We start from the raw sequence: 25,620 nt of genomic DNA, 5'->3' as shown, positions 1-25,620 counted from the left end.
ATGCCTTACTTTTCAGAATCTGTAGACTTTAGAACTTCATCCAAAGAACCAAAGCTAAGGTTCTCCTCATAATCCTTCTTCAGAATGGTTGTTTGAGGGTTATCAAGACGTGTGATAACTGTGCTAAATTGAAACTGACCATCGTCAGTTCTCCTGAACTCGATCTTCTGGTGCCAAGTGCCATTCTCTGCAAAAAAACGGGCAACCAAAAATGATGCACCTTCACCTGCAGCGTTGATACTTAGATCGATTGGTGTTGGTGTGTAGGGGCGTAGGCTCGCCTCCCTAAAATTGAGTTTTTTGGTTTCCCCATCAGACTTTAGGGTAATTTGCGCGCTAAACCCTCTGAGAGGATACTTGCCTGAAACCCAAATCTCTGGCGTAAATAATCCTTCTTTATCAGCGGCACTTTGCAGCATATTTATCACCGGAAATGAATCCCCTCCGGTGATCATGTTAATCGTTTCATTTTGAAGCTTGTTGATTTCAGCTTGGAGGGACGTAATTTCATTCGTTTTTTCACTAAGCTCGTTTTGATAGGCGGCTTGGGCAATCGAACTCTCTTTGCCCTTGATTGCGGTCGCAAGGCCCCCTAGCACAACAGCTGCTGCACCACACAGCATCGCCAAAAGTGCAAGAAGACCTGATGTGCTTGAAGTGAATACACTCATTAGATCCGTCACCTTGAATCCTGTTTCTCTTATTGTTGAGTTAAATCAACCTCATATCTGCGTCTTTTCGACCCTTCACGCAACCTTTGTTGAGGGCATACTGCATTGTGTCATACTCCGCGCTCTTGGCATTGGTCTCAGCCATCAGAGGTCTTTATCTGTTTACTGAAACGCTGATAGTGTCTTGATTGCCCATAGTTCGTTGAGTGTCCGCATTCGTGCGAAAGAGTTGGAAACTTAAGAAGCTTCGTCCCGTCTTGGTGTTAAACAACTCAGTCTAAGATCTTGATCCGAAATAGAATGCCGAGGGAAACTCTGGGGCACCAAACACGGGATGGGCAAACTTCTTAGAAACACCTTCACTCGGCTGACGACAGGGGGAACCGCCAGAGGAAAGGGTCAAAGATATGCGGCAGTTTCGCCGTATGTACGGGATCAGCGCCACCTCTGGTCGGAAACTTGGCGGCATCGAGCATCTGCGCCAGTCAATCCGAGATATTTTGACCACGCCTTTAGGGTCGCGGGTGATGCGGCGTGAGTATGGCTCGCGCCTGTTCGAGCTGATCGATGCCCCGTTTTCCTCGTCGGTAAAGCTGGAAATTATCGCGGCAACGGCCGAGGCCATCATGACTTGGGAACCCCGGGTTTTGGTTGAGGGTGTTTCGCTCCGCTCGTTTGAACCCGGAAAAATCGTCATTGATCTTGTCGGCAAGTACCTTGCGGACGGCTGCGATTTTCAGCTCGAAGGGATCGTTATCGAATGAGTGCGTTCACGGCCATCAATCTGGAAAAATTCGCACCGCCTACGATTATTGATCGCAAGGGCTTTGAGCCGATCTTGGCTGAAATCCAAGCGTGGCTGATCGAGCGTGAGCCGGGTTTAGGGCCGGTTCTGGATCTGGAAAGCGAGCCAATCGTCAAGGTTCTGGAAGCGTGGGCCTATCGCGAAACGCTGTTGCGCGCTGAGGTCGACGACGCGGGTAGGGGGAACATGCTTGCCTTTGCGAGCGGGGCGCAGCTCGATCATCTGGCGGCGTTCTTTGGGGTTGAGAGGGCGGTTGTGCAGGCGGCCGATCCGGATGCGGTGCCACCTGTCCCTGAAATACTCGAAGATGACGGCCGGTTGCGCCAAAGGGTGCAGCTCGCGCTTGAGGGCTTTACGACCGCAGGGGCGAGAGGTGCCTATGTGTTCTGGGGTCTGTCAGCCTCGCCGCTGGTCAAAGATATCGGCGTTGAATCTCCGGTCCCGGGTGAAGTCGTCGTAACGGTTGTTTCAAAGGATGGCGACGGCACCAGCGCCGCCGAGCTGCTGACCACTGTCGCCGCCAAGCTGAACGAGGAAAAGGTCAGGCCGCTTACGGATCTTGTGACCGTCCAGAGTGCCGAAATTCTTTCCTACACCGTCGACGCGACGCTGATCATGTATGAAGGCCCCGACGCCGAGGTTGTGCGCCAGGCATCCTTGAAGGCGTTAAATAACTATGTGCAAAGCAATCATCTGCTGGGCCGCGATATTACGGTTTCCGGACTACATGCAGCACTGCACCAAACAGGGGTTCAAAACGTTGTGCTGAACAGCCCGGCGGCTGATATCGCGGTATCATCGGCGCAAGCCGCCTATTGCACCGAGATTACCGTGACAAATGGTGGTACGAATGTCTGATCTGCCGACCATTTTGCCGCCAAATGCCCAGCCGATCGAATTGGAGCTGGAACAGCTTTCCGCGCGACATGAGGATTTTGCCGACCCCATAACCCGACTTTGGAACCCCCAGACATGCCCGGCGAACATTTTGCCTTGGCTGGCGTGGGCATTCTCTGTCGATGATTGGAACGCCGAATGGTCCGAGGACGCCAAGCGTGCGGCGATCGAAAACTCTATTGAAGTGCATCGGCGCAAAGGCACCATTGCATCGGTCAAAAATGCACTGGTGGCCGCTGGGTATGGTGAGGCGCAGGTGATCGAGCGGCACGGCTGGGAAAAATACGATGGAATCCACCAGTTTGATGGCGCAATCAACTATTCCGAGCCCGATCACTGGGCAGAATACAGGGTGCGCCTGACGCGGCCTATCACGATCGAGCAAGCCGCTCAGGTGCGGGCAATCCTAAAGAATGTGGCACCGGCCCGGTGCCATTTGAAGGCGCTCGACTTCACCGAAGCACTCAACACCTATAACGCCCGCATCAAGTACGACGGGCAATTCACGCACGGAGTCGCTTGATGGCAAATCTAACAGAAACCAACCAATGGCCCGCTGGTATCTACCAGATCGAGACACAAGATCCGGTTGTTGGTGGGCCGCCCAATCTGCCGCTGGGCGAAGGGATTGCCAACGTGCAGGCCCAGCAGCTCGCCGATCGCACCAAATGGTTGAAAGATAGGCTGGACGCCATTCTGAACGGTGCAGATCCGGCGCTCGATACGCTGAACGAACTCGCCGCAGCGCTTAACGATGATCCGAACTTTGCAGCCACAATTTTGGCGATGATCAACACCGCGTCGCCGGTTGGGATCGTAATGCCCTTTGCATATTCGACCCCGCCCACAGGCTGGCATGAATGCGACGGGGCCGCCATCAGTCGGACGTCATACGCGCCACTGTTTGGCAAGATCGGAACGACCTTTGGCGCAGGCGATGGGTCTAACACCTTCAATCTGCCAGATCTGCGAGGCGAGTATCTGCGCGGCTTCGACAATGGACGGGGCGTTGATACTGGGCGGGCTTTGGGCAGTTCTCAGCACGGTAGCCACGTTGCGCATGATATTGACGGGCTACAGCTCCACCAATGGTCGGATGTTGCAGCCGCCAGACTGTCCGGATGGGAAGCTGCAGAAATCACAACCCAAATCTTCCACTCTATCGCCAATCGAAATGATGTTGGGCAAGTCGGGAATGACTACTACTCAGCCGCGCGTGTTCGCAACGTCGCGCTGATGTTCTGCATCAAATACTGAGGTTAAGTCCCATGACAAGCATCTATCACTATCACCCAATCAGCGGCGAGTTTCAGGCTGAAACAGAGGCGCGTATCGACCCCAAGGATAAAACGCCGATGGTACCGGGATATGCGACCTTGATCGCCCCGCCCGAAGCGAAGCCGGGCCGTGCGCGAGTGTTCAAGGATGGTGCCTGGTCGCAAGTTGAAGACCATCGAGGCGCGCTTTACTGGACGGCTGAGGGCAAAGAGAAGCGTGTCGAGTTTTTGGGGCCCATTCCAGATGAGGCGCTAACGCAGAAACCGGATATTCCACTCTTTCCGGATCTGGCAGCGGCCCGTTTGGCAATGGTCAATTGGATCGATGGATTCCTGAACAAGATCGCCGGAAACGTGCCCGAGTTCGAGCGGGCGAGCTGGCCCGCCAAGGCCGAGGCTGCGCGCGCCGTAGATGAAGGTACGGCCCGACCGGATCAGGCAGCCATGATCGCAGGGGAAGCGCTGACATCGGGCCGAACCGAGGCGGAAGTTACGGCAAAGATCATTGCCAAGGCTGATGCTTATGAAGCGGTGATCTCGCGAACCACGGGTCTGCGCGTCAAACTGGACGATCAATTGGAAGCTGAACCGGATCCGCACAAATTCGAGGCCATTCTCGAAGCGGGCAAAACTCAAGCGTTGTCGCTGGCTGCCGAACTCGGAATCGAAATCGACTAGGTGGGGGAACCGCCAGAGGAAAGGCGGTTCGTGACATGAAACTCTCTGACCAAGAGCAACGCCCGAGCATGAGGTCAGCATGTCCAATCAGTTTTTGCACGGCGTCGAGGTCATTGAAATTGACGCCGGCCCCCGACCGATCCAGACGGTCAAATCCTCAGTTATCGGTATCGTGGGGACTGCCCCCGATGCCGATGCTGACAAGTTCCCTCTGAACAAACCCGTTCTGGTGGCTGGTTCGCGCCGTGAGGCGGCCGGGCTGGATACCACCGGCAACAGCAACGGCACACTACCGGCCGCGATGGACGGGATCTTTGACCAGATCGGGGCCGTGGTGGTTGTGGTTCGTGTTGACGAAGGCGCAAACGAAGCCGAGACCCTTGCGAATGTCATCGGTGGGGTAAATGCAGGCAACGGCAATTTCGAGGGCGTTCATGCGCTGGTTGGCGCTGAAAGCGTTGTTGGTTTCTCACCTCGCATCCTAATCGCGCCTGGCTTCACGCATCAGCGGCCAAGCAGTCTCGCGAACCCGGTTGTTTCTGAGTTGATCGGCATCGCCACCAAATTGCGCGCGGTCATCATTGCAGATGGTCCAAACACTACGGATACAGACGCTTACACCTATGCTGGTGATTTCGGGTCTGATCGCGTCCTTGTGGTCGACCCGTGGGTCAAGGTGCAGATCGGCGCGAACATCGTCGATCAGCCCGCCTCGTCCCGCGTTGCTGGCATTATCGCCCGCGTCGACAATGAGGTCGGTTTCTGGAAATCGCCGTCAAATGAACTCATGAACGGCATTATCGGCCTATCGCGGTCGATCGATTTCAAGCTTGGCGATCGGAGCGCGCGGGCCAATCTGCTGAACGAGAACAAGGTCGCGACGATCATTCGTCAGAATGGTTATCGCCTCTGGGGCAACCGCTCGCTTACGGCCGATACGAAATGGCATTTCCTTTGTGTTCGCCGCACTGCTGATATCCTCAACGATTCATTGCTGCGCAACCACCTGTGGGCAGTCGATCGCGGTATCACCAAAACCTATGTCGAAGACGTGACCGAGGGCGTGAACAACTACCTTCGGGACATGGTCGCATTGGGCGCAATTCTCGGCGGCAAATGTTGGGCTGATCCGGATCTCAATTCGCCGTCGAATATCCAGCTCGGCAAGATCTTTTTCAACTTTGACTTCACTCCCGTTTATCCGGCCGAGCACATCACGTTCCGCTCGCACCTGATCAACGACTATATCGAGGAGGTGTTCAACTAATGGCTGCCGAAGACATCCTTAAATATCTGAACCTCATCGTCGATGGCCGTGGCTATGCGGGCAAGATCGAGGAATACAGCCCACCGGATCTGGTTGTTGCAACCGAAGAGTTCCGAGGCGGTGGCATGGATGCCCCGATTGATATCGACATGGGGCTCGAAAAGCTGACCTGTTCGTTTGTCCTGACCTCATACGATGCCGACGTATTGGCCTTGTGGGGGCTGAAAAAGGGCGCTCCGGTTCAGCTTACCGCGCGCGGCTCGCTGGAAAGCCTGGACGGCACGACAAAGCCGGTTCAGCACCAAATGCAAGGCAAGGTGATTCAGCTCGCCCGAGGCACTTGGGGATCGGGTAAGAAACCCGCTCTGACGCCGTCGATCTCGCTGCGCTATTACCGAGAGATCCACAACGGCCGCGTGATCAACGAAATCGACAAGATCAACATGGTGCGGATCGTCAACGGAGTCGACCAGCTCGCCGAACATCGCCGCAACATCGGCCTCTAAGCGGATCTGGGCGAGACGAAAGACTCGCCCGCCACACTCACCACAATAGAACCGAGGGCAAAACATTGACCAAAAAGACCTATCACACAGAACAAGACGACGGCTCGATGTTGATCGATTTCGAGGATCGGCCGCTCAAGATCGATGGGACCGAAATCAAGAAACTGGTCATGCGCGAGCCGAGCGTTCAGGATCAAGCCCTCGCGCAGAAACAGGCCGCCGACCCCGAAGAGGCCGAGGTGATGCTGTTTGCCAACCTGACCGAGCAGTCGCCCGATGCGATCAATTCGTTCAAGTTGCGCCAGTACATGCGCCTGCAGGCGGCCTATCAGGATTTTTTGTCCTAACGCCCGAGCAGGTACGGGACGGGGCGCTAAAACTCGCCAGCTATACCGGCTGGAGCAAGGCGGAAATCTTGGCACTACCGGCCAGCCGCCTTGTCTGGTGGATTGAAGGACTGCCGAAAGATGAGCCGTAAAAAACAATTTAGCGCCTCGATCACCATCGGCTCGGTGCTTGAGCAGTCGGTGAAAAAGAACATCGGCGTTCTGAAATCCGGACTTAATCAGGTTGGCGATTCCATTCGGGCAGTGGAGATCCGCCAAAAGGAGCTTGCCAAACAGCGCCGTGTTTTGGAGCGCGAGGGCAAGTCGGTCGAACATCTCGATCGAGAATATGAGCAGTTAGAGCGCCGCCTAAAGGATCTGCGCCGGGCTCAACAGCGCTGGAACGATGCCGCCAAGGCCTCGTCCCGGGTTGGGTCCACATTCCGCGACATGAGAACCGAGATCGGCCGCACGTCTCATCGTATCGTGGTGGGGGCGACCTTGGCCGGTGGCGCGGTGTTTGGTCTGGCGGCGTCTACGGCCTCGCTGGGCGATGATGTGGCAAAGACGGCTGACAAGCTGGGCATCGGCATTACCCAATTGCAGGAGCTGCGCTATGCGGCCGAGCGATCGGGGGTTGCGACCGGCGCGTTCGATACCGCGCTCGAAAAGATGCAAAAGAACCTTGGCGAAGCTGCTGGGGGCAAGGGCACCGCCAAAGATGCACTCAAAGAGCTGGGCCTGTCGGCGAAAGATCTGATCGAATTGTCGCCGGATGAGGCGCTTGGGCTGATTGCCGATCGCATGGGGAATGTCGAGACAGCGGCCGAACGTGCGGCGATCACCAATGACATTTTCGGCCGTTCTGGCGTGGGCATGATCAATATGCTGCGCGGTGGCTCTAAGGGCTTGCGTCAACTGCAGGAAGACGCCCGGCGCACGGGCTATGTGTTGTCGGAACAGGCTGCGCGTGACGCCGAAGTGTTTCAGGATACTTTGCTCGACACCCAGCTCGTGATGAAGGGCCTCAAAAACACGGTCGGTGCGGAATTGATGCCGGTTGTGACCAAAGCCATGCGCCGGGTTGGTGACGCGCTGGTCGATAACCGCGGTGACGTGCAGCAATGGGCCGAGAGTTTCGCCGATGGGGTCGAGCGCGCCTTGCCGATCATCGGCGAGGTGTTCAAGGGCATGGGGCAAGTGAGTTCTGTTGTCGGCAAGGTGATCGGAAAGACCGCCGAAATGGTCGGGGGCTGGGAAAACTTCGGAATCGTGATCGGCGGAGTTCTTGCGAGCAAAACGATTGGCACGGTTCTAAAGTTCGGCTCGGCGGTGTTTGGTCTGGGGCGAGCCATGTGGGCGTTGGTTGGAGCGGGCCCGCTTGTCGTGGGGGTTGTTCGGGCCATTGGTGCGGCGATGGTGGCAAATCCGATCGGGGCAACGATTGCCGTCATCGCCGGGGGTGCAGCTCTGATCTATCAGAATTGGGAAAAGATCGAGCCTTATCTGAAACCCGTCATCGAGTGGATGGGTGAAAAGTTTCTCTGGCTTTGGGACAATGCGGCCGAGCCCCTGATCGACGGTTTGAAAACCGGGGTTGCAGGCATCGGCGATGCCTGGCGGACCCTGCAAACCTCTCTGGGTACTGTTCTGGATTGGATCGGGGAAAAGTTCGAATGGGTCTTGGAAAAGATCCAACCGGTTATGGATGGCTTGCGGTGGATGCAGAATGCCGGTGGATCTGTCGCTGATACCGTGGGCTCGTGGTTTGGCGGTGGTGACGCCTCAAATTCGGCAACCAATGCGAGCCAGGCACCGAACGGGCTGGGACCTAACCGGCGCTTTGCTTTGGGTGGTGCGTTTTCTGCCGGGCCTATCATGGTCGGTGAAAAGGGGCCTGAGCTGCGCTTTGAAAACCGGGCTGGGTATATCGCCAATAACCGGGCATCGCGCCAGCTTGCCGAACGGACTGCGTGGATCAATCAACTGTTTTCCCAGCCTTCAAGCGGCGGGCAGGGGCGTCGGGCCGGTGGTGGCGGTGGCGTGGTGCAGCACATCACGCACAACATTTATCCGACCGGCCCAACCGCTGCCGATGTCATTCGCGAGATTGAACGGCGTGAACGAAAGGCAGCCGGAAATGCACTTTATGACCGGGTTCCGGATATCGGGCCGATGGGTAGGTGACGCATGGCCGAGGTAATGATGCAATTCGGGCGGTTTCAGTTCGAAATCGACACAGCAACCTATCAGCAGCTCGACAGGTCGACCGAGTATCGCTGGGCCCGCCAACCTCGCATTGGCGCGCATGATGCGTTGCAGTTCACCGGGTTTGGTCCGGATGCGATCGAGGTTGCCGGGGTAATTTATCCGCATTTCAAAGGCGGCATCGGTCAGATCGACAAACTACGCACTCAGGGCAGCATCGGAGTGCCTTTGCCGCTGGTCTCGGGGCTGGGTCGCATTCTCGGCTTGTGGGTCGCTGAATCGATCACGGAAGGGCAAACGGTGTTTGCGGCTCAAGGCATCCCGCAAAGGCAGGATTTCAGCATGAGGATCTCGCGCTATGACGGCGGTCTCAGATCACTACTACCATTCTAAAGACGGCGATGTTCTCGACGAGATCGTGTTCGCTCACTACGGCAACACGGCAGGCGGAAAGGTTGAGGCCGTTCTGACAGCCAATCCGGGCCTTGCTGCGCGTGGCGCTAAGTTCTCGGCCGGGGTGAAAATCCTTCTGCCGGATCTGTCGAGCGAAACACCTTCAGAGACCGAGCAGCTATGGGGCTGATAGACTTCAAGCCGTTGGTGCGCGTCGTGATCGATGGTGCGCCACTATCGAGCCTAGCGTTCAAACAGATTTCATCGGTCACCGTTACCGATGTAGCGGGCTTTGTGTCAGATGCGGCCGAGGTCGTGTTTTCGAATGTCTCGGCCGCCTCGCGCTTTCAGATGCCAGATCCAGGCGCAGAGATCGAAATCGCGCTCGGCTATCTTGGCAGCTTCAAGTCGATGGGATTGTTCATCGCTGATGAAATCGAAGAGTCGACCCCGCCCCGCAAGATCCGCGTCACTGGTCGCGCTAAAGCTCAGGGAAAGACAACGAACGGGCTCGCACCGATACAGCAGCAGAAAACGCGCTCATGGGCTGCAGGGACCACCTTAAAAGCCCTCGTGCAGTCGATCGCATCCGAGAACAACCTGAAAAGCGGGGTGACCGAGGCGGCGGGCAAATTGGTCCTTGGTCATATCGATCAGATCGACGAAAGCGACCTGTCAGTTCTGACCCGTATCGCCATTGCTCATGATCTGGTGGCGAAACCGGCCGGGGGTGTTTTGTTTGTCGGCCGTCGCGGGGATGGTCGCAAGGCTTCGGGTGGCACCACTCCGACAATCACGCTCGCTGAAAAGCAGGTGTCATCTTGGACAATGCGCCGATCGCTGGGCGGGGCGGCGGGTTCGGTCATTGCCACGTATCGGGATCTCGGCGCGAAAGAGGATCTCGAAGTGCGATACGGCGACAAAGAGCCGGTGCGCCGGTTGCGCCAGCGGTTCAGATCCGAGGCAGAAGCCCGCGCGATCGCGGAATCGGAAGCCCGCCGGGCAAGCCGCGCGCGAGAGACGCTGGAAATTGATCTGCCGGGCAATCCCTCGATCGTGGCAGAGGGGAAGGTGCTGCCGATCAATTTCAGCTCGGCCGCTGTCGGTGAATGGCTGGTGACCTCGGCGTCGCACTCTATTTCGGAAAGTGGCTATTCAACGTCCGTTCGAGCGGAGCGTCCGAGTTAGGGAACCGCCAGAGGAAACCGCAAAGCGTCTCGGGCAGGGTGGTTGAAATCGAGGCTTCGCGTGAAATCAGAGGGTGAGCATGACCGACAAAGTTGAGGCGGAAAAAAAGCACTGGAGTGTAGACCGCAAAGTTCCGATTGCCCTCATATGCACCATTCTCTTGCAGAGCTTCGCAGCTATTTGGTGGTCAGCAACAGTAAACAACCGTGTTCTCGTCCTAGAGCGAGATTTCGAGCGCGAGCGCGCCGTCAACAGCAGGCAAGAGGCTGCAATCCGGGTTATCGAAAACGGTGCAGCCCGGCTCGATGAAAAGCTCGACGGCATTCTAAATGCGGTCGAGCGTATGGACAGCCGCTTAGAGCGGATCATTCGGCAAAACTGACCGAAGCGCATTTGAAAAAATAGCTGGATTGCCACTGTATCTGATCTTGCAGTCTTCGTTATAGATGCCTAGCTTTGGCTTTAGGGACTGACAAACGCTTTGGTCTCTGTCGTGCCAGCGTCACGTAAACCGCTGTTTGTTTCGTGCCTGCGCCACGTAAACCGCTGTTCGTGTGGTGGCACGTAAAATCCCCCATCAAATAGCGGGCTTCTAGAGCCTTCATTTTCTGCCGAACCGGTTCGGCCTCCATATAGGAGGTGCCAATGAGGGTTTTCCATTGGTGGCGGGGACTATCAATGTCGGAGAAGTGCGCTTTCGCGGCTTTGGCGTTGGAAGTTGCTCGCACGATATTGGCTAATACCAAACCGGGGGAGCGCATATGTCGCTACCCCGGCTCTTTAATCAATTTTGACGTTGGAGCGATCATTGGGGCGATGGGTGCAACACTAGAAAGTGGAACAAATGGGGAGTGGCCCACGTTTCGCCCCCGTTTCCCGTTCTCGAAACCGTTCGAGACGGGTCGAAAACGAGAACAAACGGGGGTTTTGGCGCGAACAAAGCCTTTAGCGCTGCCCTCCGAAGGCAGAGGTCAAACGGATAATCGAGCAGGACTAGATTTGATCGTCACCGCATCAAACAACCTCGATCTCATTCAAAGTCATTTCAGATAAAGTTGGCGGCCAATCCTTACCAGATGTAGCGGACAGAAACTTAAGCTGTTTGGCTATCGATGCGTTCAAAAAGTCTTTGAACCAATTGAACAACTCAGTCCATTGCTTAGCACCTTCTACAACAAGAGCCGACTTCCAATGGATTTCCACATCGACGTATTCTTCAAACACACATAGACCAAGCTCCGCAGCAGTTGTCGTATGATCGCCGTGGTGCGCATATCTCTCGTTTCGCAGCGAGATGATTTCATCGTGAAATGGCAAAAGGTGTTTGGGCACCGTCTTCCTTTTGAACACGGAGACACCTTTGCTTTCTGAAAACAGGCGGCCATATGAGATGACAACTGTAGTGACGTAGGCCTCGGCTTCTAGAGCTAAGTCATTCTCAACAAACACTTTACTGTCGTTGATAATGTCTAGAAAACGTTGATGATAATAAGCTACCTGCTGGATCGTCGCTAGATTTGCTGCTGCCCGTCTTAATCGGTCGATGTGGTGTTTGTTTGCCTCGATAAATGCGCGGGCGTCGTCTTCAGTGAAGGCCAATACTCAGATCCTCAAATTTCACACTCGAGACGTACATACAGGTTTCGATGAACTGACAGAAACAACACCTGTTGCGCTCAATAAGGCTTACTCACACCTTCACTATACGTTCTTGTTGTGTTTGTGTGAGCAAAATCAGCTAAGTCACTGCAACAAAACAAAGCCGATAGAATTCAAAACCCAATGCGCGCACCCTACCTCAGGTAGTGGGCGGCCTTGCTTGAGTTCAATTTCAACCGACTTTTTGTTAGTCTACTTCGGGAATACGACGGCTCCTATGGCTGTCCCCAAAATGGTGAAGATACTCAAAACTGCATAGTAGTTCGTATCATTCTTTACCCCGATCCAAGTTACGATCGCTAGTCCGACTGCAAACCCACCGATTCCGCTAAAAAGAACTTTACCGAGCTTACTCATCCTGGAAGATACTCCCCCAATACCTCAAGTATACCGGTGGCTCTTCGATCGACCCATCTCTGCGCTGACAATCGTAATCCCTCAAGATTCCATCCGCGCCGCCACAGGTCAGGTCGAAGTTGAATCGTTTCGGCCCACAAGCGCATGTCTGCGGAAATCTGTTCGTTGGTTGCTGAATTGCTAAGGTCAGCAACCAAAACAATCGTGTCTCTGGAGCCTTTCTTTGAACCTGGTGACCAAGCGATCAGAAAAGGGCCTCGCCCAGTCAACTTCCCGACGCCATCGGTTCTTTCGGCGGCATAATTGGCTTCTTCTATGGCTGATTGCGCTTGGATCAAGCCGTAGTTTTGACTGGCAAGCAAACATCCTTCTTTCTTTGAAGCTTGATTGGCTTGCTCGGCAACTTCTTGGTTTGCCACAGGCAATACAGTCACCATTTGCTTAGAGGTTGGTATGCCGCGGGCCAGAAATGCCTCAGTTGAAGGTATGGCGCTGGAATAGGCATCACAGAAACGAGAGAACCTCTTTCGATTTGAAGCGTTGAAACTTGGATCTGTCGGAAACGCGAGAATTCCGTATGCGGCAAACTTGCTTGGTGGAAACTCATTCGGACCGGCAAACGATCTTGACGCCACGACGCTCAGAAGATCTGCACTCGCTTCACCGCTAAAGTTGGTAGGCTCAGACTGATACAATGCACATCCAGCAGCGACAAGAAATAGCATTACTTTGGCAAATAACCGCATGAAAAACACCATTAAAATATGATTCTGTACAGAAGTTAGCATGAAAAACAGGCTTTTGTTCAACACTTTATAGTCGAGCGCTGCCTTCGAGTTTCACTCATTCTTCAATCGTGAAGTGTTCAACGTATTGGAGAAACCGAGTCCTACCCCGTCTACTTGCAAGGTTTGCCTCGCTCACGATGAGGTGCATGAGCGTGTTTCCCACGTTCGCCCCTTGTTCATGGTTTGTCATGGGAAACAATTAAGCCAACCCATTGAAGGGCTTAAATCAGCGCCAGCCTTGAAAACCGTTGGGCGTGAGAGCGTCCCCAGGGTTCGAATCCCTGTCTCCCCGCCATAAGAAACTAGGCGAAGCTTACGACCACAGTTAGCCACCAAGACGCTCGATATTGGCGTTTCTTCCGATAAATTGTCCCAAGACCACCTCTGTTCCTTTTTCGCGCTCTCAGGATCTGGACTTGCTTTGTGATTCGTTTGTGATTTGCGCGCCTGGAACACAACCATCGCGATCCTAGATTTTTTTCCTGTTTTCCGGCAAAATAACCGGTGCTGCCGACCCATGATAATAAACTGATGATTCAGAATGAGCAGGATGTGAGACACCCGCATCTTTGCCGTATCGACGGATGCGCCCCCGGTTTTTAGGGAGCGGCGAAGTCCGCGACTCAGAATGGGCCAGATTTGTGAGTTTTTAAGAATTTATAGCGAGTGGGGAAATGGAAGGCACCAAGGCGCAACCGGAACTATCTTTAGGCGCGAAGTCCGGACCAGAGAACTCCGCGAAGATTTATTGGAGCCAGGTTCACAAACTAGCGTTCGAACGACTGCGTTTTGCAGCGACGAGTCGCGCCCCGCTTACGATTTTTGGGGGGCGCTCCGGAACAGGGCGGACCCGGCTGGTTCAAGAATTGATCGCGGCAAAAACCCCCGGCTTCACAATCGCAGCAATTCTCGACCCTCAACACCTCACGGGTGACGTGCACTCGGACGTGTTGTCGGCTTTTGACCCTAAGCGAACTCGCTCCGATGATATTGAAAGCAATCAAAACGAATTAACGAGTCTTTTGGGCTCGCTTCATGCAGCACAGAGATTTCCGGTTTTGGTTGTAGATGATGCAGACCAGTTAACTGACACATATCTCGGTAATTTGTGCTCGATGTGCGACGAAAGCGCGGGCACACGACCCAAGTTGAAGCTCGTACTCGTTGGGAGCACCAATCTAGCTGATATTTTGTCGAATACACAGCCAGATCTCACCGGTCCTGCATTTATGCTGGAGGTGATGAGCGAAGAAGATGTGGGAGGATATGCGCGGGCAAATCTGGTTGCGCTTGGTTTCAGCGATCTCGGCCTTACGGACGACGCTGTGAGAGAGATGTTTCTGCAGACGAACGGAATCCCTGCCAAAATAAATATTATCTGCGATGGAATTCGCCATTTTTTGGATGAGAGCAATCTGACCGAAATAGATCGCGACAGCATTCGCAATATTGCTGCCGATATCAGAAGCAATAAGACCGGAAAACTGGTCGAAGATGAACCTCCATCGAACGGGTTAAGCCCACTGGCGTCCGCGGGCTTAGGTGCACAAGCCATTGCTCACCATGTTGGAACTGATGCGCAGTTCTCACCTAAGGCAGGTTTTTCCAAACCTCATGACACTCAGGGGATCACACGTTTTTTTGGCCAAAAAACAGCAGTTGTGATCGGTCTGCTGGGGTTGGCGACGGTTACGACCGCAGCATATCTGTTGATGTCAGCAAGCGGCTTTGATGGGTATCGGTCGTCATTGATCGGAGAGAGCGAAGCAACCCCGCAGAATCTTCCGGGAATCAATTCGGCTGGCAATAGTGTTGAAGTCGGTGGAGATATTCAGAAGGCTATCGAGGCCCAAGCACGTGTCACAAGACTGTCGGATGTAATAGCTGAGGTCGATCCCAGCGCCAGCGGCCTGTATCAAGCCGCGCTCCGGCTGGCGGGAACTGACGCCGATGCTGCGGTCGCCAGTTATGCCCGAGCGGCGTTGGCCGGGCATGATAGGTCCGCTTATTATCTTGGCCAGATTTACGAAACGGGTGAAGGCGTGCCTGTGGATCTTGCGTTGGCCAGGGCTTGGTACAAGATGGCTGCCCCGGAAATAGGTGGCGCTGTCGACCGGCTCAACGATCTGCACTCAAACTACGAGAGTGGAGCGTTGACAGAACCAACGCAGCTTTTTTCGAACTTGTCGGCCGACGGAGTTGCTGAATTTGTCTGGACAAGTGGGGAGGGGCCGGATCCGTCTGCCTACCGTATCGAGGTCGCCTCGCCAGAAGGAAGCGTGATCCTCGACGTGCCAGATTTAGAGCTATCAGCGGTGCGATTGATGGTACCGACGGATGCGCAGCAATGGCGTGTTGCCGCGATTGATGAACATGGCGGGCAAGAAGCGGTATCGCCTTGGGTAGACATCAGTGCGAACTAGGCGTTACCGCTTTGCCGAGCCTTTCTCGATTGATCAACAGCCGATTACGGCGCAAATTCTGTTGCGATAAGCGGTGTTTGCCTCGCTTTCGATACTGGGCTGCCCCGACGACACGACGGGACCGCAGGCAAGTTCGTAGTCTTCGCTAAGCCCCAGATTGACGCATTCCGAAATGTTCCAGCCCGGCGGTATGTCATTCAGGTCCACGTCATTCCATTTCGGATGGCCGGATTGCTGCAGTGTCTGGAACTCTTTTGCAATCAGATGGGCCACATCCGCGACCGCTTTGCAGCTTTCCTGATGGTATGAGTTGCGCGCACGATCGTATTCGTATGTCATCAAAACGGCCTTTACCGCGACCACGTCGATTGTTTCGGTCTGGAACGGGTAGGTACCAGCCTCGATCTTTGACGGAGTGTAAACCGCTGCCAAAGTAGGATCCGTGACCGACAGAAGATGCAGCTTTTCAGGGTCGATCTGATCGGTTTGAAAAATCTTGGTGGGCGCCCCGGCAACGTAGAAAAACGCATCGATACTACCATCAAGCAGCATTTGCAGTGACGTATCGGCATTGATGGTGAGACGCTCGGCAGGCACCACGCCAGCGAGATCCAGAACGAGTGACGCGGTCAGAAATGTTCCGCTATCCTCTACGCCAACCGCCACGCGGCGACCGTTAAGATCAGACAAGGAGTTAATGTCACGCTTAGCAAGAATATGAACTTCCTCGTTATACAGCGGGAAGGCAATGCGGACGCCGAAAATCGCGCGGGCGATCTCGGGGTCTTCGCTTGAATAGGTCTTCAGGTACTCCAGAACGTCACTCTGTACGATCCCAAGCTGGGTGTGGCGGCGCTTGCGAACCCCCAGAAAATTCTCCAGCGATCCCGCACTTTCGCGGACATTGAGTTCGATACCGCAAGCGGAAGCAAGGTCACTCATGTCGCCGCCGATCTGAATATATGTCCCGGTGGGGCCACCGGTCAGAATGTTCCGCTCAAATGCCGACGCGGATACCGGTATGGCCAGCCCCAGCACCATTGGAAACACCGTTCTGGTGAGGACATTAACCAGTTTGAATAAATTCATCTTACCCTCCCTCGAAAATAACAAAAAAATCAGCAAAACTCTCCGGACCGGACCAAATGCAACAGGGTTTGCCGGTTGATCTCACCGGTAGCGGCTTCCAGTGCATCAACAGCACATGTTCCGCTGGCGAGATCGGCAATAAGGTTATCAAGTGTTTCTATCGGCAGATCGCTCAGCCCAGGAGCGCCGATCAGTATGGCGCGAATGGCATCAGTAGATTGTCCTATGTTTGGAACGGGCAGGGAGCCGGTCGCTGCATCGACTGCAGCTGGCGAGGTCAAATCCTCCTGCGGTTCATCGGTCAGCGACGAAAATCTGGAATCCGCTTCGACAGCACGACGTTCCAGTTCTTCCAGACTGGCGGCCAGATTTGCAAGCTCGTCACGATAGGCTGCAGCCTGTTGTCGCAATGAATCAAGTTCTGCCCGAGCGTTGGCTGCATTCGTTTCCGATTCCGAAAGAACAGCCTGATTGTCCAAATGCTGTGCCCGAGCATTCTCGACTTCCTGTGTAGCTTTTGCTCGTTCCTCCTCGAGTTCGGAAACTTGAGTCGCCGCTGCATCGCGCCGTGCTTCGGCTTCGCTCGCCTCTGCGATCAGCCGGTTCAGTTCCTCACGGGCAAGTGCGAGTTCCTGCTGTATCTCACTCAGTTCGGATTTGGCGTCGGCAAGCTGAGTGTTGATATCTTCCAGAGATTGCGATGCGGTGTTGGTCGCGGCGGTTTGCTCATTTGCCTGTGCTACTTCCGTATTTAGCTGGCTGAGCTCTGTGCGCCGGGATTCAAGTTCAACCAAAAGCGAATCCAACTCCTCTTTCGCCGCCGTAATCCCTTCGCTGGTCTGCTGAAGTGAGGCGACCATTTGGTCACGCTCTTTGGTCACAGCCTCTGTTTCAGTCTTCAACTCTGTAAGGGTAGTGTTGGCTTGGGTGATTGTTTGCCGGGACTGAGACAGTTCTTCGCCGGAACTGGCGATATCATCATCCAGTCGATCTCGCTCTTTACGCAAATCATCCAGTGATGCAGTCAGATCTGCTTTCGTTTTCTCGTCTTCCTGCAGTTGGTCAGCTAGCGTCTGCAATTCGGAGGTCAGTTCGCTAAGCCTTGCCTCGTTCTCGGAAAGCTCACTTCGCGAAGATGAAGCCTGAGATTGCAACTCTGCAAGAGCTGACTGTGCTTTGGAATGCTGAGACTGCCCATTCGCGATTTCAGCTTGCAGATCCTCAAGCGTCGCGCGTGCTTGCACAATTTCCTCTGCGACAGCTTTTTGATCAGCACGTTCCCGCCCAGGGTTCGTGACTTCCACCTGCAAAGAAACAAGCTTGGTTTGCAGCTTTGTCAGCTCGGATTCTGCGGCTGCCTTTCCTTCTTCTGCTGCTCGGGCGGCCAGTTCAGCGCGCGAACGTACGGCAGAAAGCGTTGCAAGCTCGATGGACATCGTGTCACGGCGATCGGCCAGCTCTGTCAGCGCAGCATCAGTTTGTTCGAACTCTGCCTGTGTCGCTGCCAGTTCCTGCTTAAGATCGCTCAGGTCTTCTTCAGCAGAGCGGCGCTGTTGCGCCAGTTGAGTCAGTTTTTGGGAGGTTGCTTCGATATCATTTGTTTCAGCGCGCGTCTGTTCGATTTGCTGAGCCAAGCTTTCATATTCTTTGTTGCGACTGACGATCTGTGTCTCCAGCGCTTCTTTCTCTTGTTTGCGCGACTGAACCGCGTCCTGAACGCGCTTGAGTTCTGCCGTGACGTCGACAATTTCTTTCTGGAGTTTTGACAGGCCTGATCGGTCCGCCTCAAGCTTAGCCTGCGTTTCGCTTACGGCTGCCTTCAGAGTTTCCAGATTACCTTGTTCATGGGAAAGTTCAGTTGAGACCGTTTCCAGGCTGGCTTTGGTCCCGATCAGTGTCTCGTTCAGAGCATCCACTTCGGCGCTGACCTGAAGCTGGCTTCTCGTCAACTCGTCAACATCTGCTGTCAATTGATCGGCCAGCATCTGGTCCGCTTCCATCTTGCTCTTGACGTCGCGCATCTCCAGTTTCAGTTGCTCAAGGTTACCGATCTCTGCTGCAGCGGTTTCGATTTGAACGTTGAGTTCCGCCAGCCTGACGCTGGCTTCTTGTTTGCTGGTCTCAAGATCCACAAGCTCTGCCTGCTGAGCCACGATTGCGGCCTCGCTTGCCTCGTTCTCAGTTGTCAGCAGGGTTCGGGCTTCTTCCAGCTCGGCGATCCGCGAGGCATGGTTCAACCTCTCAGAATCGACTTCCGCAATCTGGGCGTGCAGCGCGGTCAGATCATCTTCGGCTTTGGTGATGTCTTCGAGTAAGTTATCTCTGGTTGACTGCGCCCGGTCGATTTCTTCTTCTAGCAGCGCAAGGATTTGTCGAAGCGAAGCGGCTGTCTGCTTCGAGCCTTCAGAATTAATTGCAGGCTTTTCGGTACCTTGCGCAAAAACAACAGGCGCCCAATTGCCAAACACTAGAATAAAAACTAATACCCAATACAGCCGAAGCTGGAACATACCCCCACACCCCAAACAAAAACGGCAGGGTAAGCATCTCACAAATTAGCCAAAAAGTCGAATCTGGGCCGTATGCAGAGGCGCCCGTTCATGTGCCAAAACGTCCCATGAGTGAGCATTGCAGGAACTCATTGAGATAGGTTGCTGTCACTGCGAAGCAGCAGAAAATGCCATCATAGCATGAGCAAAATAAGGGTGCTGAGATCAGATAGATCCGACGCCAATAGGCCTGAGCCAATCTGTTCAGACAGATTTCCTGTCATCGGTATGTACTTCGTCGGATTGTACTTTTTGGGCCAGACATGTGACCTGACATGGCTTTCTTCGGCAGGCAATGTGGTCGCACTGAATCCGATCTGGATAGCAAACAGCGCCTAAGAAGCTGTCGCACCTCTTGCTGTTGGTAAGGTAACCTCTGCAGAGTGCTTGCGAGCAGGGCAGTGAGGAATCATCTCAAGAATGGCAACCCAATCTGAAAACCACGCTGTATTTCTAACCGGCAGCCTAATGCGGCATGTCGTAAGAATGTCGTTGACCACCAGCATCGGACTGATGGCGATTTTTGCCGTGGACTTCGTTGATATGGTCTTCATCTCGATGTTGGGTAATGACGCGCTTGCAGCGGCGGTCGGTTATGCCGGTACGCTTTTGTTCTTTACCAATGCGGTCAATATCGGCTTGTCCATCGCGGCCGGAGCGTTAGTTGCGCGCGAACTGGGGGCAGGGCGGCCTGAACAGGCGCGAAACTACGGGTCCAGCGTCGCGATCCTGGGTATCGTAGTTGGCTTGGTGATTTCAGCGCTGGTGATGATGAACGTCGAATTCTTGTTGTCGTTACTTGGTGCAGAGGGGGAGGTTCTGAGACTGGCGTCCCGCTATGTTTCGATCATTCTGCCAACTATGTGGGTTATGGCCGCTGCCATGACCAGCATGGCTGTATTGCGTGCGCATGGGGACGCTCGTCGATCCATGATGGCAACGATATATGGTGGCATTGTAAACGCCGTTCTTGATCCGGTGTTAATTTTTGCGGTTGGACTTGGATTGGATGGTGCTGCCATTGCGTCGGTATTGGCGAGAATCACGATGCTGGGGGCAGCGTTGTTGCCTGCCTTGAAGGTTCACAATGGCTTTGCGCGACCATCACCTCGTCAGGTGTTTGACGACTTTAGCGCGGTTCGTGCAATTGCCGTCCCAGCGATCCTAACAAATATCGCAACACCGATTGGGAATGCGATCGTGGTTCGGGAAATCGCCGGCTATGGGACAGATGCGGTTGCAGGTATGGCAGTGATCGGCAGGCTGCTGCCCGTCGCATTTTCGGTCATTTTTGCGTTGTCGGGGGCCATTGGCCCGATCATTGGGCAGAACTTTGGCGCAGGACGGTATGACCGGGTCCGGTCTGCCTTTTACGCCGGGGTTCAGTTCACCGGGATATATGTGTTGATCATGGCAGCGGTTCTGTTTCTGCTACGCGCCCCAATCGCGGATTTGTTCGAGGCTCAGGGTGAAACGCGGACACTGATCTATCTGTTCTGCGGACCGCTGGCGCTGGCTGCGTTTTTTAATGGGGTCATTTTTGTCACCAACGCCAGTTTCAATAATCTGGGTCACCCCATCTATTCCACGTGGATAAATTGGGGGCGTCACACCATCGGAACATGGATCTTTGTCGTCATCGGCTCGTATCTGGGCGGGGCATCCGGTGTTTTGTTGGGGCAGGCCTTTGGAGGCGTGATCTTCGCCGGAATTGGTTGGTATCTGGTGGGACGCGTAGTCTCGAACCTGTCACGGCCAACCGAGGTCGAGCCATTTACCGAGCAGAACCGACTGCATTCGTTGTTCGGGCGTCGCGGCTGGTGAGCCTGAACTGTCTGGCCGATTAGTTCCCCTGGTTGCGTGCTTCCAACCGTTCCAGATTGACGACGGTTGACAGCATGAGCCGATCATGGCTCCAGTCATGCGTTTGCCTGATCGAGGCTGAACCCAACGCAAGAAGCAACGCAAAAACCAGCGTCAGTCCAAGAAAGGCCATTGGCAGATGGGATTGGGCTGACGGTGCATCAGCCAATGCGATGACTCGCTGTCGCAGCACGCGCTTTGCTTTTCCGCCCGAAACCAGTGCCACATTCAAAACACGAGGGCTGCCACGCGACACGGTCCGAGCGCAGTAATCCAGCAAACACGCAGTGTAGTCGCGTGAATCGATACCCTTGCGGGTGACGACTGACTGATCGCAGGCCAACTCACGCAGTCGGCTGAACTGATACTTCAGGATCAGGTAGGCCGGGTTCCAGAATAGTAGCGGACGCAGCAGTTCAAAGCCCAACTCCCATTCGACGTCATGCGCGCGAACGTGCTGCAACTCGTGAGCGAGGGCAAACCGCAAGTCGCGTGGCGTGTCCAGAAGATGGCTTGGCAGAACAACATGGCGTCGGCGCAATCCACGAACTGCAAAAGGCACGCTGATGCGATCTGAAAGACGGATGTCTACTTTGGCAGAACGCCGCCACAGAAAGCTGGTTCGGACAGTGTGCCGGATTGCCAGCGCATCACGGAATGCCCGAAAGGCAAATACGGCAGAGAGCAATACGGCACTTACAATAAGCGCAGTCAGCAGGCGGTGCTCTCCGGATAAGATCATTTCAATCCAGCGCTGGCGTGTATTCAGCAGTGTTTCGAACTGTGTTGCGGGCATCGCAATGTCGCCGCGCAGATAGGCAGCTACGGCGATGTCCCCAAAGGCAACCGCTTGGCCGGGCCAGATCTGGCCGGCAACTAAAGTGGCGCCCAATGCCAACAGTGGGCTGAGCAATACGCAAACACACAGCGCCTTGAGCGCGCGTAGTTGCACAATGTAGCTATGGCCCAGCGGAGTGCGTGACAAAGCTGCCCGCGCAGCCAGCCAAATTACAGCCGACATAGCCAGAACTATATTCAATTCGAGATACGCATCGAGAACCGGTTTAACCGCTGTCATTTTGCAGTCTCCTCTCTACCAGTGCCCGAATTTCCTCCAAATCGGCTTCACTCAGCCCCGCATCATCGACCAGTCGCGCGACCAAGGTCGCGGGTGTGTCGTCAAACAATGTGCGAGAGAGGTTCTGAAGCGATCTTGCCTGATACCTGTCTTTTTCCAGAAGCGGCGTGTAAATCAGCGTCTTGCCGTCCTTGCGGCTCTCGACAAAACCTTTTTCGTCGAGAATCCGCAGGATGGTTGCACCGGATGTATAGGCCAGATTGCGCTCCGGCGGCAGACGATCCAGGACATCACGTACCGAGCCTTGCCCGAGGACCCAGAGTTCGTTCATGAACTCAAGTTCAACCTCGGTCAGAAGATTTCCCGTCTTTCTTTTTCGCATTGATCTCGGTGTCGCCATTTTACCTAGTGTGCCTGCCAGACAAGCATCCTTTTGCCTTTACGCAAAGCCTAAACTTTCCAGAACACGAAAACGCCCCATCCAATCGACAGGAAAAGCGGCGTCCAGACCGGTTGTCCCACCAGCCCGAGCCAGGCAAGGAAGATATAGGCCGAGCCAAGCAGTGTGATGAACAACCGGTCGCCCAGAGTTGTGGTGAGGCCCAGAACACCACGACGTTCCAGCCCGTCCCGGAATTTTACAACCTCGAGCACTCCGATCAGGGCGATGGCGGAAAAGATGCCCACGAAGACGGCCAGAGTTGCGGGTGTCCAAGCCATCCAGAAATCAGGCCATAGCGGATCAGTCCACGAGAACCCTTTTTCCTCTTGTTGGCCGACATTCCCCCAACCGGCCTTGGCCTGAGCGAAAGCTGTCGATGGGGCAAGAAAGGAGAGGGCGAGAAAAAGTTTACGCATATCGAACCTCACACACGTCCCATCGCGAAACCACGCGCGATGTAGTTGCGGACAAACCAGATGACGATGGCACCGGGGATGATGGTCAGGGTTCCGGCGGCAGCCAGCAGACCCAGTTCGTATCCCGCGCTGGAAGCTGTACGGGTCATCACTGCGGCGATGGGTTTCGCCTCGACCGCTGTCAGGGTCTTGGCCAGCAGCATTTCAACCCAAGAGAACATGAAGCAGAAGAACGCCGCGACCCCAACGCCCGCTTTGATATTGGGCAGGAAGATGGTCACGAAGAAACGCGGGAAGGAATAGCCGTCGACATAGGCAGTCTCATCCAGCTCCTTCGGAATGCCGCGCATGAAACCTTCCAGGATCCACACTGCCAGCGGCACGTTGAACAGGGTGTGCGCCAGTGCCACGGCCAGATAGGTGTCGAACAGGTGGATCGACGAATAGAGCTGGAAGAACGGCAAGGCGAAGACCGCGGCAGGGGCCATCCGGTTGGTCAGCAGCCAGAAGAACAGCTGCTTGTCACCCAGGAACCGGTAGCGCGAAAACGCATAGGCCGCAGGTAAGGCAACGCAGACCGAAAGTACTGTGTTCAGAGTCACATAGGTGATCGAGTTGATGTAGCCCCAGTACCACGTTGGATCAGTGAAGATCGTGATATAATTCTCCAGCGTAAAAGTTTGGGGAAACAGGGAAAAGCCCGACAGGATCTCGTTCGTTGTCTTGAAGGACATCGCAACCAGCCAATAGATTGGCAGCATCAGGAACGCGATATAGAGGATCGGGATGATGGACCGCTTCTTCATTGCGCGTCATCCTTTGTCATCAGAGTGTAGAAGAGCCATGAGACCAGCAGCGTGATGGCGAAATAGATCAGGCTCATCGCGGCCGCAGGGCCAAGGTCGAACTGTCCAAGCGCGATCTTCACAAGGTCAATCGACAGCAGGGTGGTTGAGTTGCCGGGGCCACCGCCGGTCAGAACGAAGGGCTCGGTATAGATGTTGAAACTGTCCATGAACCGCAGAAGTACGGCAATGGTCAGGACGGTTTTCATCTTGGGCAGCTGGATGTAGCGGAACACCGACCACGGGCTGGCACCGTCGATCTTGGCGGCCTGATAATAGGCGTCAGGGATCGAGACGAGACCTGCGTAGCAAAGCAGCACCACCAGCGAAGTCCAGTGCCACACATCCATCACGACGACTGTGATCCAGGCCGACAGCGGCTGTTGCGTCATGTCATAGTTGATGCCCAGAACGTCATTCAGGAAGTATCCCAGAAGACCGATTTGGGGCAGGGTGAAGATGTTCCACATCGAGCCGACCACGTTCCACGGGATCAGCATCGGCAGGGCCATCAGGACCAGACAGACAGGCACCCAGAAACCTTTGCGCGGCATCGAGAGGGCCACGATGATACCAAGTGGCACCTCAATGATCAGGATCAGGAAGGTGAACAGGAATTGCCGACCCAGCGCGGCTTGGAAGCGGTCGGATCGCAGGATCTGTTCGAACCAGCCCAGTCCTTCCCAGAAGAACTGGTTGTTGCCGAAGGTTTCCTGCACCGAGTAATTCACCACCGTCATCATCGGCACCAGCGCGTTGAACGCAACCAGCGCCAGCACCGGTAGGACAAAGAACCATGCTCTTTGGTTTTCCGTTCTCATTGCGCCCGCTCCTCGGTTGCGATCCAGCCGTCACGGTAGACGCGGGATTGTTCAGGTTTGAATTGAAGGAAGACCTGTGATCCGGGCTCGGGCACGCTGTGTTCGGTCACAGCCTTGAGAGGGGTGTTACCGACCATGGCACTAACTACGAAGTGACGGCCAATGTCCGAAACTTTCGTTACATGTGCCGGGATGCCCGCGTCGCCAAAGCCCACGTATTCTGGTCGAATGCCCAGATCGGTTCGACCTCCGTCGCCACGGGTGGGGCCCTCCAGCATAACCTCGTGACCTTCGAACACGGCGCGGTCGCCCTTGGGCTCGCAGGGCAGAACGTTCATGCCGGGCGAGCCGATGAAGTGGCCGACGAATGTGTGCTGAGGACGCTCGAACAGTTCAACCGGAGTGCCGATCTGCACTACTTCGCCTTCCTGCATCACAACCACTTCGTCCGCGAAGGTCAGGGCCTCAGTCTGGTCGTGGGTCACGTAGATCATCGTGGCCTGCACACGCTGATGCAGCTCTTTCAGCTTGGAGCGCAGTTTCCACTTCAGATGCGGGTCGATCACTGTCAGGGGTTCATCGAACATTACCGCGTTCACGTCATCGCGAACCAGACCGCGACCCATTGAGATCTTCTGCTTGTTGTCCGGGCTTAGGCCGGAGGCGCGTGTGCCCAGCATATCCGTGACGTCCAGCATCTCGGCGATCTCATCGACGCGACGCTTGATTGTCGCTGGGTCAACACCCCGGTTTTTTAGCGGGAAAGCAAGGTTTTCGCCCACGGTCATCGTGTCGTAGATCACCGGGAACTGGAACACCTGTGCGATGTTGCGCTGGTCGGGGGGCAGGGCGGTCACGTCACGATCGTCAAACAGAATCTGTCCTTCGGACGGCGTCAAAAGACCCGAGATAATGTTCAGCAACGTGGACTTGCCGCAGCCCGAAGGGCCCAGCAGAGCATAGGCCCCGCCATCGCGCCAAGTCACGTCGATTTCCTTCAGCGCATAGTCTTCCGGGCCTTTCGGCGTCGGCATGTAGCTGTGTCGCAGGTTTGAAAGCTTGATCTGTGCCATG

At 54.9% G+C, this 25,620-nt stretch carries 26 protein-coding genes; 15 read left to right on the top strand and 11 right to left on the bottom strand.

Going from position 1 to position 25,620, the window contains the following annotated elements:
• Positions 1-5: 5 nt before the first annotated feature.
• Positions 6-671, bottom strand: coding sequence for a hypothetical protein (locus tag ACR0IO_RS01760; RefSeq protein ID WP_480738982.1), 666 nt, complete (start codon positions 669-671; stop codon positions 6-8).
• Between the two features lie 407 nt (positions 672-1,078).
• Here ACR0IO_RS01760 and ACR0IO_RS01755 point away from each other — a divergent pair, with 407 nt between their 5' ends.
• From ACR0IO_RS01755 to ACR0IO_RS01695, 13 genes are all read left to right on the top strand, one after another.
• A complete protein-coding gene (locus tag ACR0IO_RS01755) occupies positions 1,079-1,435 on the top strand; it encodes a GPW/gp25 family protein (RefSeq protein WP_480738979.1) in 357 nt (118 codons plus the stop codon).
• Positions 1,432-2,334, top strand: a complete 903-nt coding sequence (locus tag ACR0IO_RS01750) for a baseplate assembly protein (RefSeq protein ID WP_480738976.1) — start codon at positions 1,432-1,434, stop codon at positions 2,332-2,334. The genes ACR0IO_RS01755 and ACR0IO_RS01750 overlap by 4 nt, the downstream gene beginning before the upstream one ends.
• The gene (locus tag ACR0IO_RS01745) at positions 2,327-2,896 is read left to right on the top strand and encodes a phage tail protein I (RefSeq protein WP_480738973.1); all 570 of its coding nucleotides are present in this window, start codon (positions 2,327-2,329) and stop codon (positions 2,894-2,896) included. Before ACR0IO_RS01750 ends, ACR0IO_RS01745 begins: the two co-directional genes overlap by 8 nt.
• Positions 2,896-3,630, top strand: a complete 735-nt coding sequence (locus ACR0IO_RS01740; RefSeq protein ID WP_480738971.1) for a phage tail protein — start codon at positions 2,896-2,898, stop codon at positions 3,628-3,630. Before ACR0IO_RS01745 ends, ACR0IO_RS01740 begins: the two co-directional genes overlap by 1 nt.
• An 11-nt stretch (positions 3,631-3,641) precedes the next feature.
• Positions 3,642-4,328 (top strand): hypothetical protein, encoded by a 687-nt coding sequence (locus tag ACR0IO_RS01735; RefSeq protein ID WP_480738968.1) that lies wholly within the window; start codon positions 3,642-3,644, stop codon positions 4,326-4,328.
• A 79-nt stretch (positions 4,329-4,407) separates the two neighbouring features.
• A complete protein-coding gene (locus tag ACR0IO_RS01730) occupies positions 4,408-5,595 on the top strand; it encodes a phage tail sheath C-terminal domain-containing protein (protein WP_480738966.1) in 1,188 nt (395 codons plus the stop codon).
• Positions 5,595-6,101, top strand: a complete 507-nt coding sequence (locus ACR0IO_RS01725) for a phage major tail tube protein (protein WP_480738964.1) — start codon at positions 5,595-5,597, stop codon at positions 6,099-6,101. Before ACR0IO_RS01730 ends, ACR0IO_RS01725 begins: the two co-directional genes overlap by 1 nt.
• A 65-nt stretch (positions 6,102-6,166) precedes the next feature.
• A complete protein-coding gene (locus ACR0IO_RS01720) occupies positions 6,167-6,448 on the top strand; it encodes a phage tail assembly protein (RefSeq protein ID WP_480738962.1) in 282 nt (93 codons plus the stop codon).
• A gap of 120 nt (positions 6,449-6,568) precedes the next feature.
• On the top strand, positions 6,569-8,614 hold the full coding sequence (locus ACR0IO_RS01715; protein ID WP_480738960.1) for a phage tail tape measure protein: 2,046 nt from the start codon (positions 6,569-6,571) through the stop codon (positions 8,612-8,614).
• 3 nt (positions 8,615-8,617) lie between these two features.
• On the top strand, positions 8,618-9,028 hold the full coding sequence (locus ACR0IO_RS01710; protein WP_480738957.1) for a phage tail protein: 411 nt from the start codon (positions 8,618-8,620) through the stop codon (positions 9,026-9,028).
• On the top strand, positions 8,994-9,218 hold the full coding sequence (locus ACR0IO_RS01705) for a tail protein X (protein WP_480738955.1): 225 nt from the start codon (positions 8,994-8,996) through the stop codon (positions 9,216-9,218). Before ACR0IO_RS01710 ends, ACR0IO_RS01705 begins: the two co-directional genes overlap by 35 nt.
• Positions 9,209-10,216 carry a phage late control D family protein gene (locus ACR0IO_RS01700; RefSeq protein WP_480738952.1) on the top strand — a complete coding sequence of 336 codons (1,008 nt, stop codon included), beginning with the start codon at positions 9,209-9,211 and terminating at the stop codon, positions 10,214-10,216. Before ACR0IO_RS01705 ends, ACR0IO_RS01700 begins: the two co-directional genes overlap by 10 nt.
• Positions 10,217-10,295: 79 nt before the next feature.
• Complete coding sequence (locus ACR0IO_RS01695; protein WP_480738950.1) at positions 10,296-10,598, top strand: hypothetical protein; 303 nt, start codon at positions 10,296-10,298, stop codon at positions 10,596-10,598.
• 632 nt (positions 10,599-11,230) lie between these two features.
• On the opposite strand, the gene ACR0IO_RS01690 is transcribed toward ACR0IO_RS01695, so the two are convergent.
• Both ACR0IO_RS01690 and ACR0IO_RS01685 read right to left on the bottom strand, forming a co-directional pair.
• Positions 11,231-11,815, bottom strand: a complete 585-nt coding sequence (locus ACR0IO_RS01690) for a hypothetical protein (RefSeq protein WP_480738947.1) — start codon at positions 11,813-11,815, stop codon at positions 11,231-11,233.
• Positions 11,816-12,228: 413 nt separating this feature from the next.
• Positions 12,229-13,041 carry a hypothetical protein gene (locus ACR0IO_RS01685; protein WP_480738946.1) on the bottom strand — a complete coding sequence of 271 codons (813 nt, stop codon included), beginning with the start codon at positions 13,039-13,041 and terminating at the stop codon, positions 12,229-12,231.
• A 653-nt stretch (positions 13,042-13,694) separates the two neighbouring features.
• On the opposite strand from ACR0IO_RS01685, the gene ACR0IO_RS01680 reads away from it, so the two are divergent.
• Positions 13,695-15,443, top strand: coding sequence for an AAA family ATPase (locus ACR0IO_RS01680; RefSeq protein ID WP_480738944.1), 1,749 nt, complete (start codon positions 13,695-13,697; stop codon positions 15,441-15,443).
• A 33-nt stretch (positions 15,444-15,476) separates the two neighbouring features.
• Here the strand turns inward: ACR0IO_RS01680 and ACR0IO_RS01675 are convergent, their stop codons facing one another.
• Positions 15,477-16,532, bottom strand: a complete 1,056-nt coding sequence (locus ACR0IO_RS01675; RefSeq protein WP_254436798.1) for a TAXI family TRAP transporter solute-binding subunit — start codon at positions 16,530-16,532, stop codon at positions 15,477-15,479.
• A gap of 29 nt (positions 16,533-16,561) precedes the next feature.
• Positions 16,562-19,042, bottom strand: a complete 2,481-nt coding sequence (locus tag ACR0IO_RS01670) for a coiled-coil domain-containing protein (protein ID WP_480738942.1) — start codon at positions 19,040-19,042, stop codon at positions 16,562-16,564.
• A 459-nt stretch (positions 19,043-19,501) separates the two neighbouring features.
• Here ACR0IO_RS01670 and ACR0IO_RS01665 point away from each other — a divergent pair, with 459 nt between their 5' ends.
• Positions 19,502-20,905 carry an MATE family efflux transporter gene (locus tag ACR0IO_RS01665; RefSeq protein WP_480738940.1) on the top strand — a complete coding sequence of 468 codons (1,404 nt, stop codon included), beginning with the start codon at positions 19,502-19,504 and terminating at the stop codon, positions 20,903-20,905.
• A 19-nt stretch (positions 20,906-20,924) separates the two neighbouring features.
• On the opposite strand, the gene ACR0IO_RS01660 is transcribed toward ACR0IO_RS01665, so the two are convergent.
• From ACR0IO_RS01660 to ACR0IO_RS01635, 6 genes are all read right to left on the bottom strand, one after another.
• Positions 20,925-22,022 (bottom strand): M56 family metallopeptidase, encoded by a 1,098-nt coding sequence (locus tag ACR0IO_RS01660; protein WP_480738938.1) that lies wholly within the window; start codon positions 22,020-22,022, stop codon positions 20,925-20,927.
• Positions 22,009-22,404, bottom strand: a complete 396-nt coding sequence (locus tag ACR0IO_RS01655) for a BlaI/MecI/CopY family transcriptional regulator (protein WP_480738936.1) — start codon at positions 22,402-22,404, stop codon at positions 22,009-22,011. Before ACR0IO_RS01655 ends, ACR0IO_RS01660 begins: the two co-directional genes overlap by 14 nt.
• 68 nt (positions 22,405-22,472) lie before the next feature.
• Complete coding sequence (locus tag ACR0IO_RS01650) at positions 22,473-22,880, bottom strand: DUF2160 domain-containing protein (protein WP_480738934.1); 408 nt, start codon at positions 22,878-22,880, stop codon at positions 22,473-22,475.
• 8 nt (positions 22,881-22,888) lie between these two features.
• Positions 22,889-23,686 carry a carbohydrate ABC transporter permease gene (locus ACR0IO_RS01645; protein ID WP_155139158.1) on the bottom strand — a complete coding sequence of 266 codons (798 nt, stop codon included), beginning with the start codon at positions 23,684-23,686 and terminating at the stop codon, positions 22,889-22,891.
• Positions 23,683-24,546 (bottom strand): carbohydrate ABC transporter permease, encoded by an 864-nt coding sequence (locus ACR0IO_RS01640; protein WP_480738931.1) that lies wholly within the window; start codon positions 24,544-24,546, stop codon positions 23,683-23,685. Before ACR0IO_RS01640 ends, ACR0IO_RS01645 begins: the two co-directional genes overlap by 4 nt.
• On the bottom strand, positions 24,543-25,619 hold the full coding sequence (locus tag ACR0IO_RS01635) for an ABC transporter ATP-binding protein (protein ID WP_480738929.1): 1,077 nt from the start codon (positions 25,617-25,619) through the stop codon (positions 24,543-24,545). The genes ACR0IO_RS01640 and ACR0IO_RS01635 overlap by 4 nt, the downstream gene beginning before the upstream one ends.
• Position 25,620: the final 1 nt, after the last annotated feature.

Source organism: Ruegeria sp. CE12, assembly GCF_056537525.1.
This window is presented reverse-complemented; position numbering and strand designations above follow the sequence as displayed.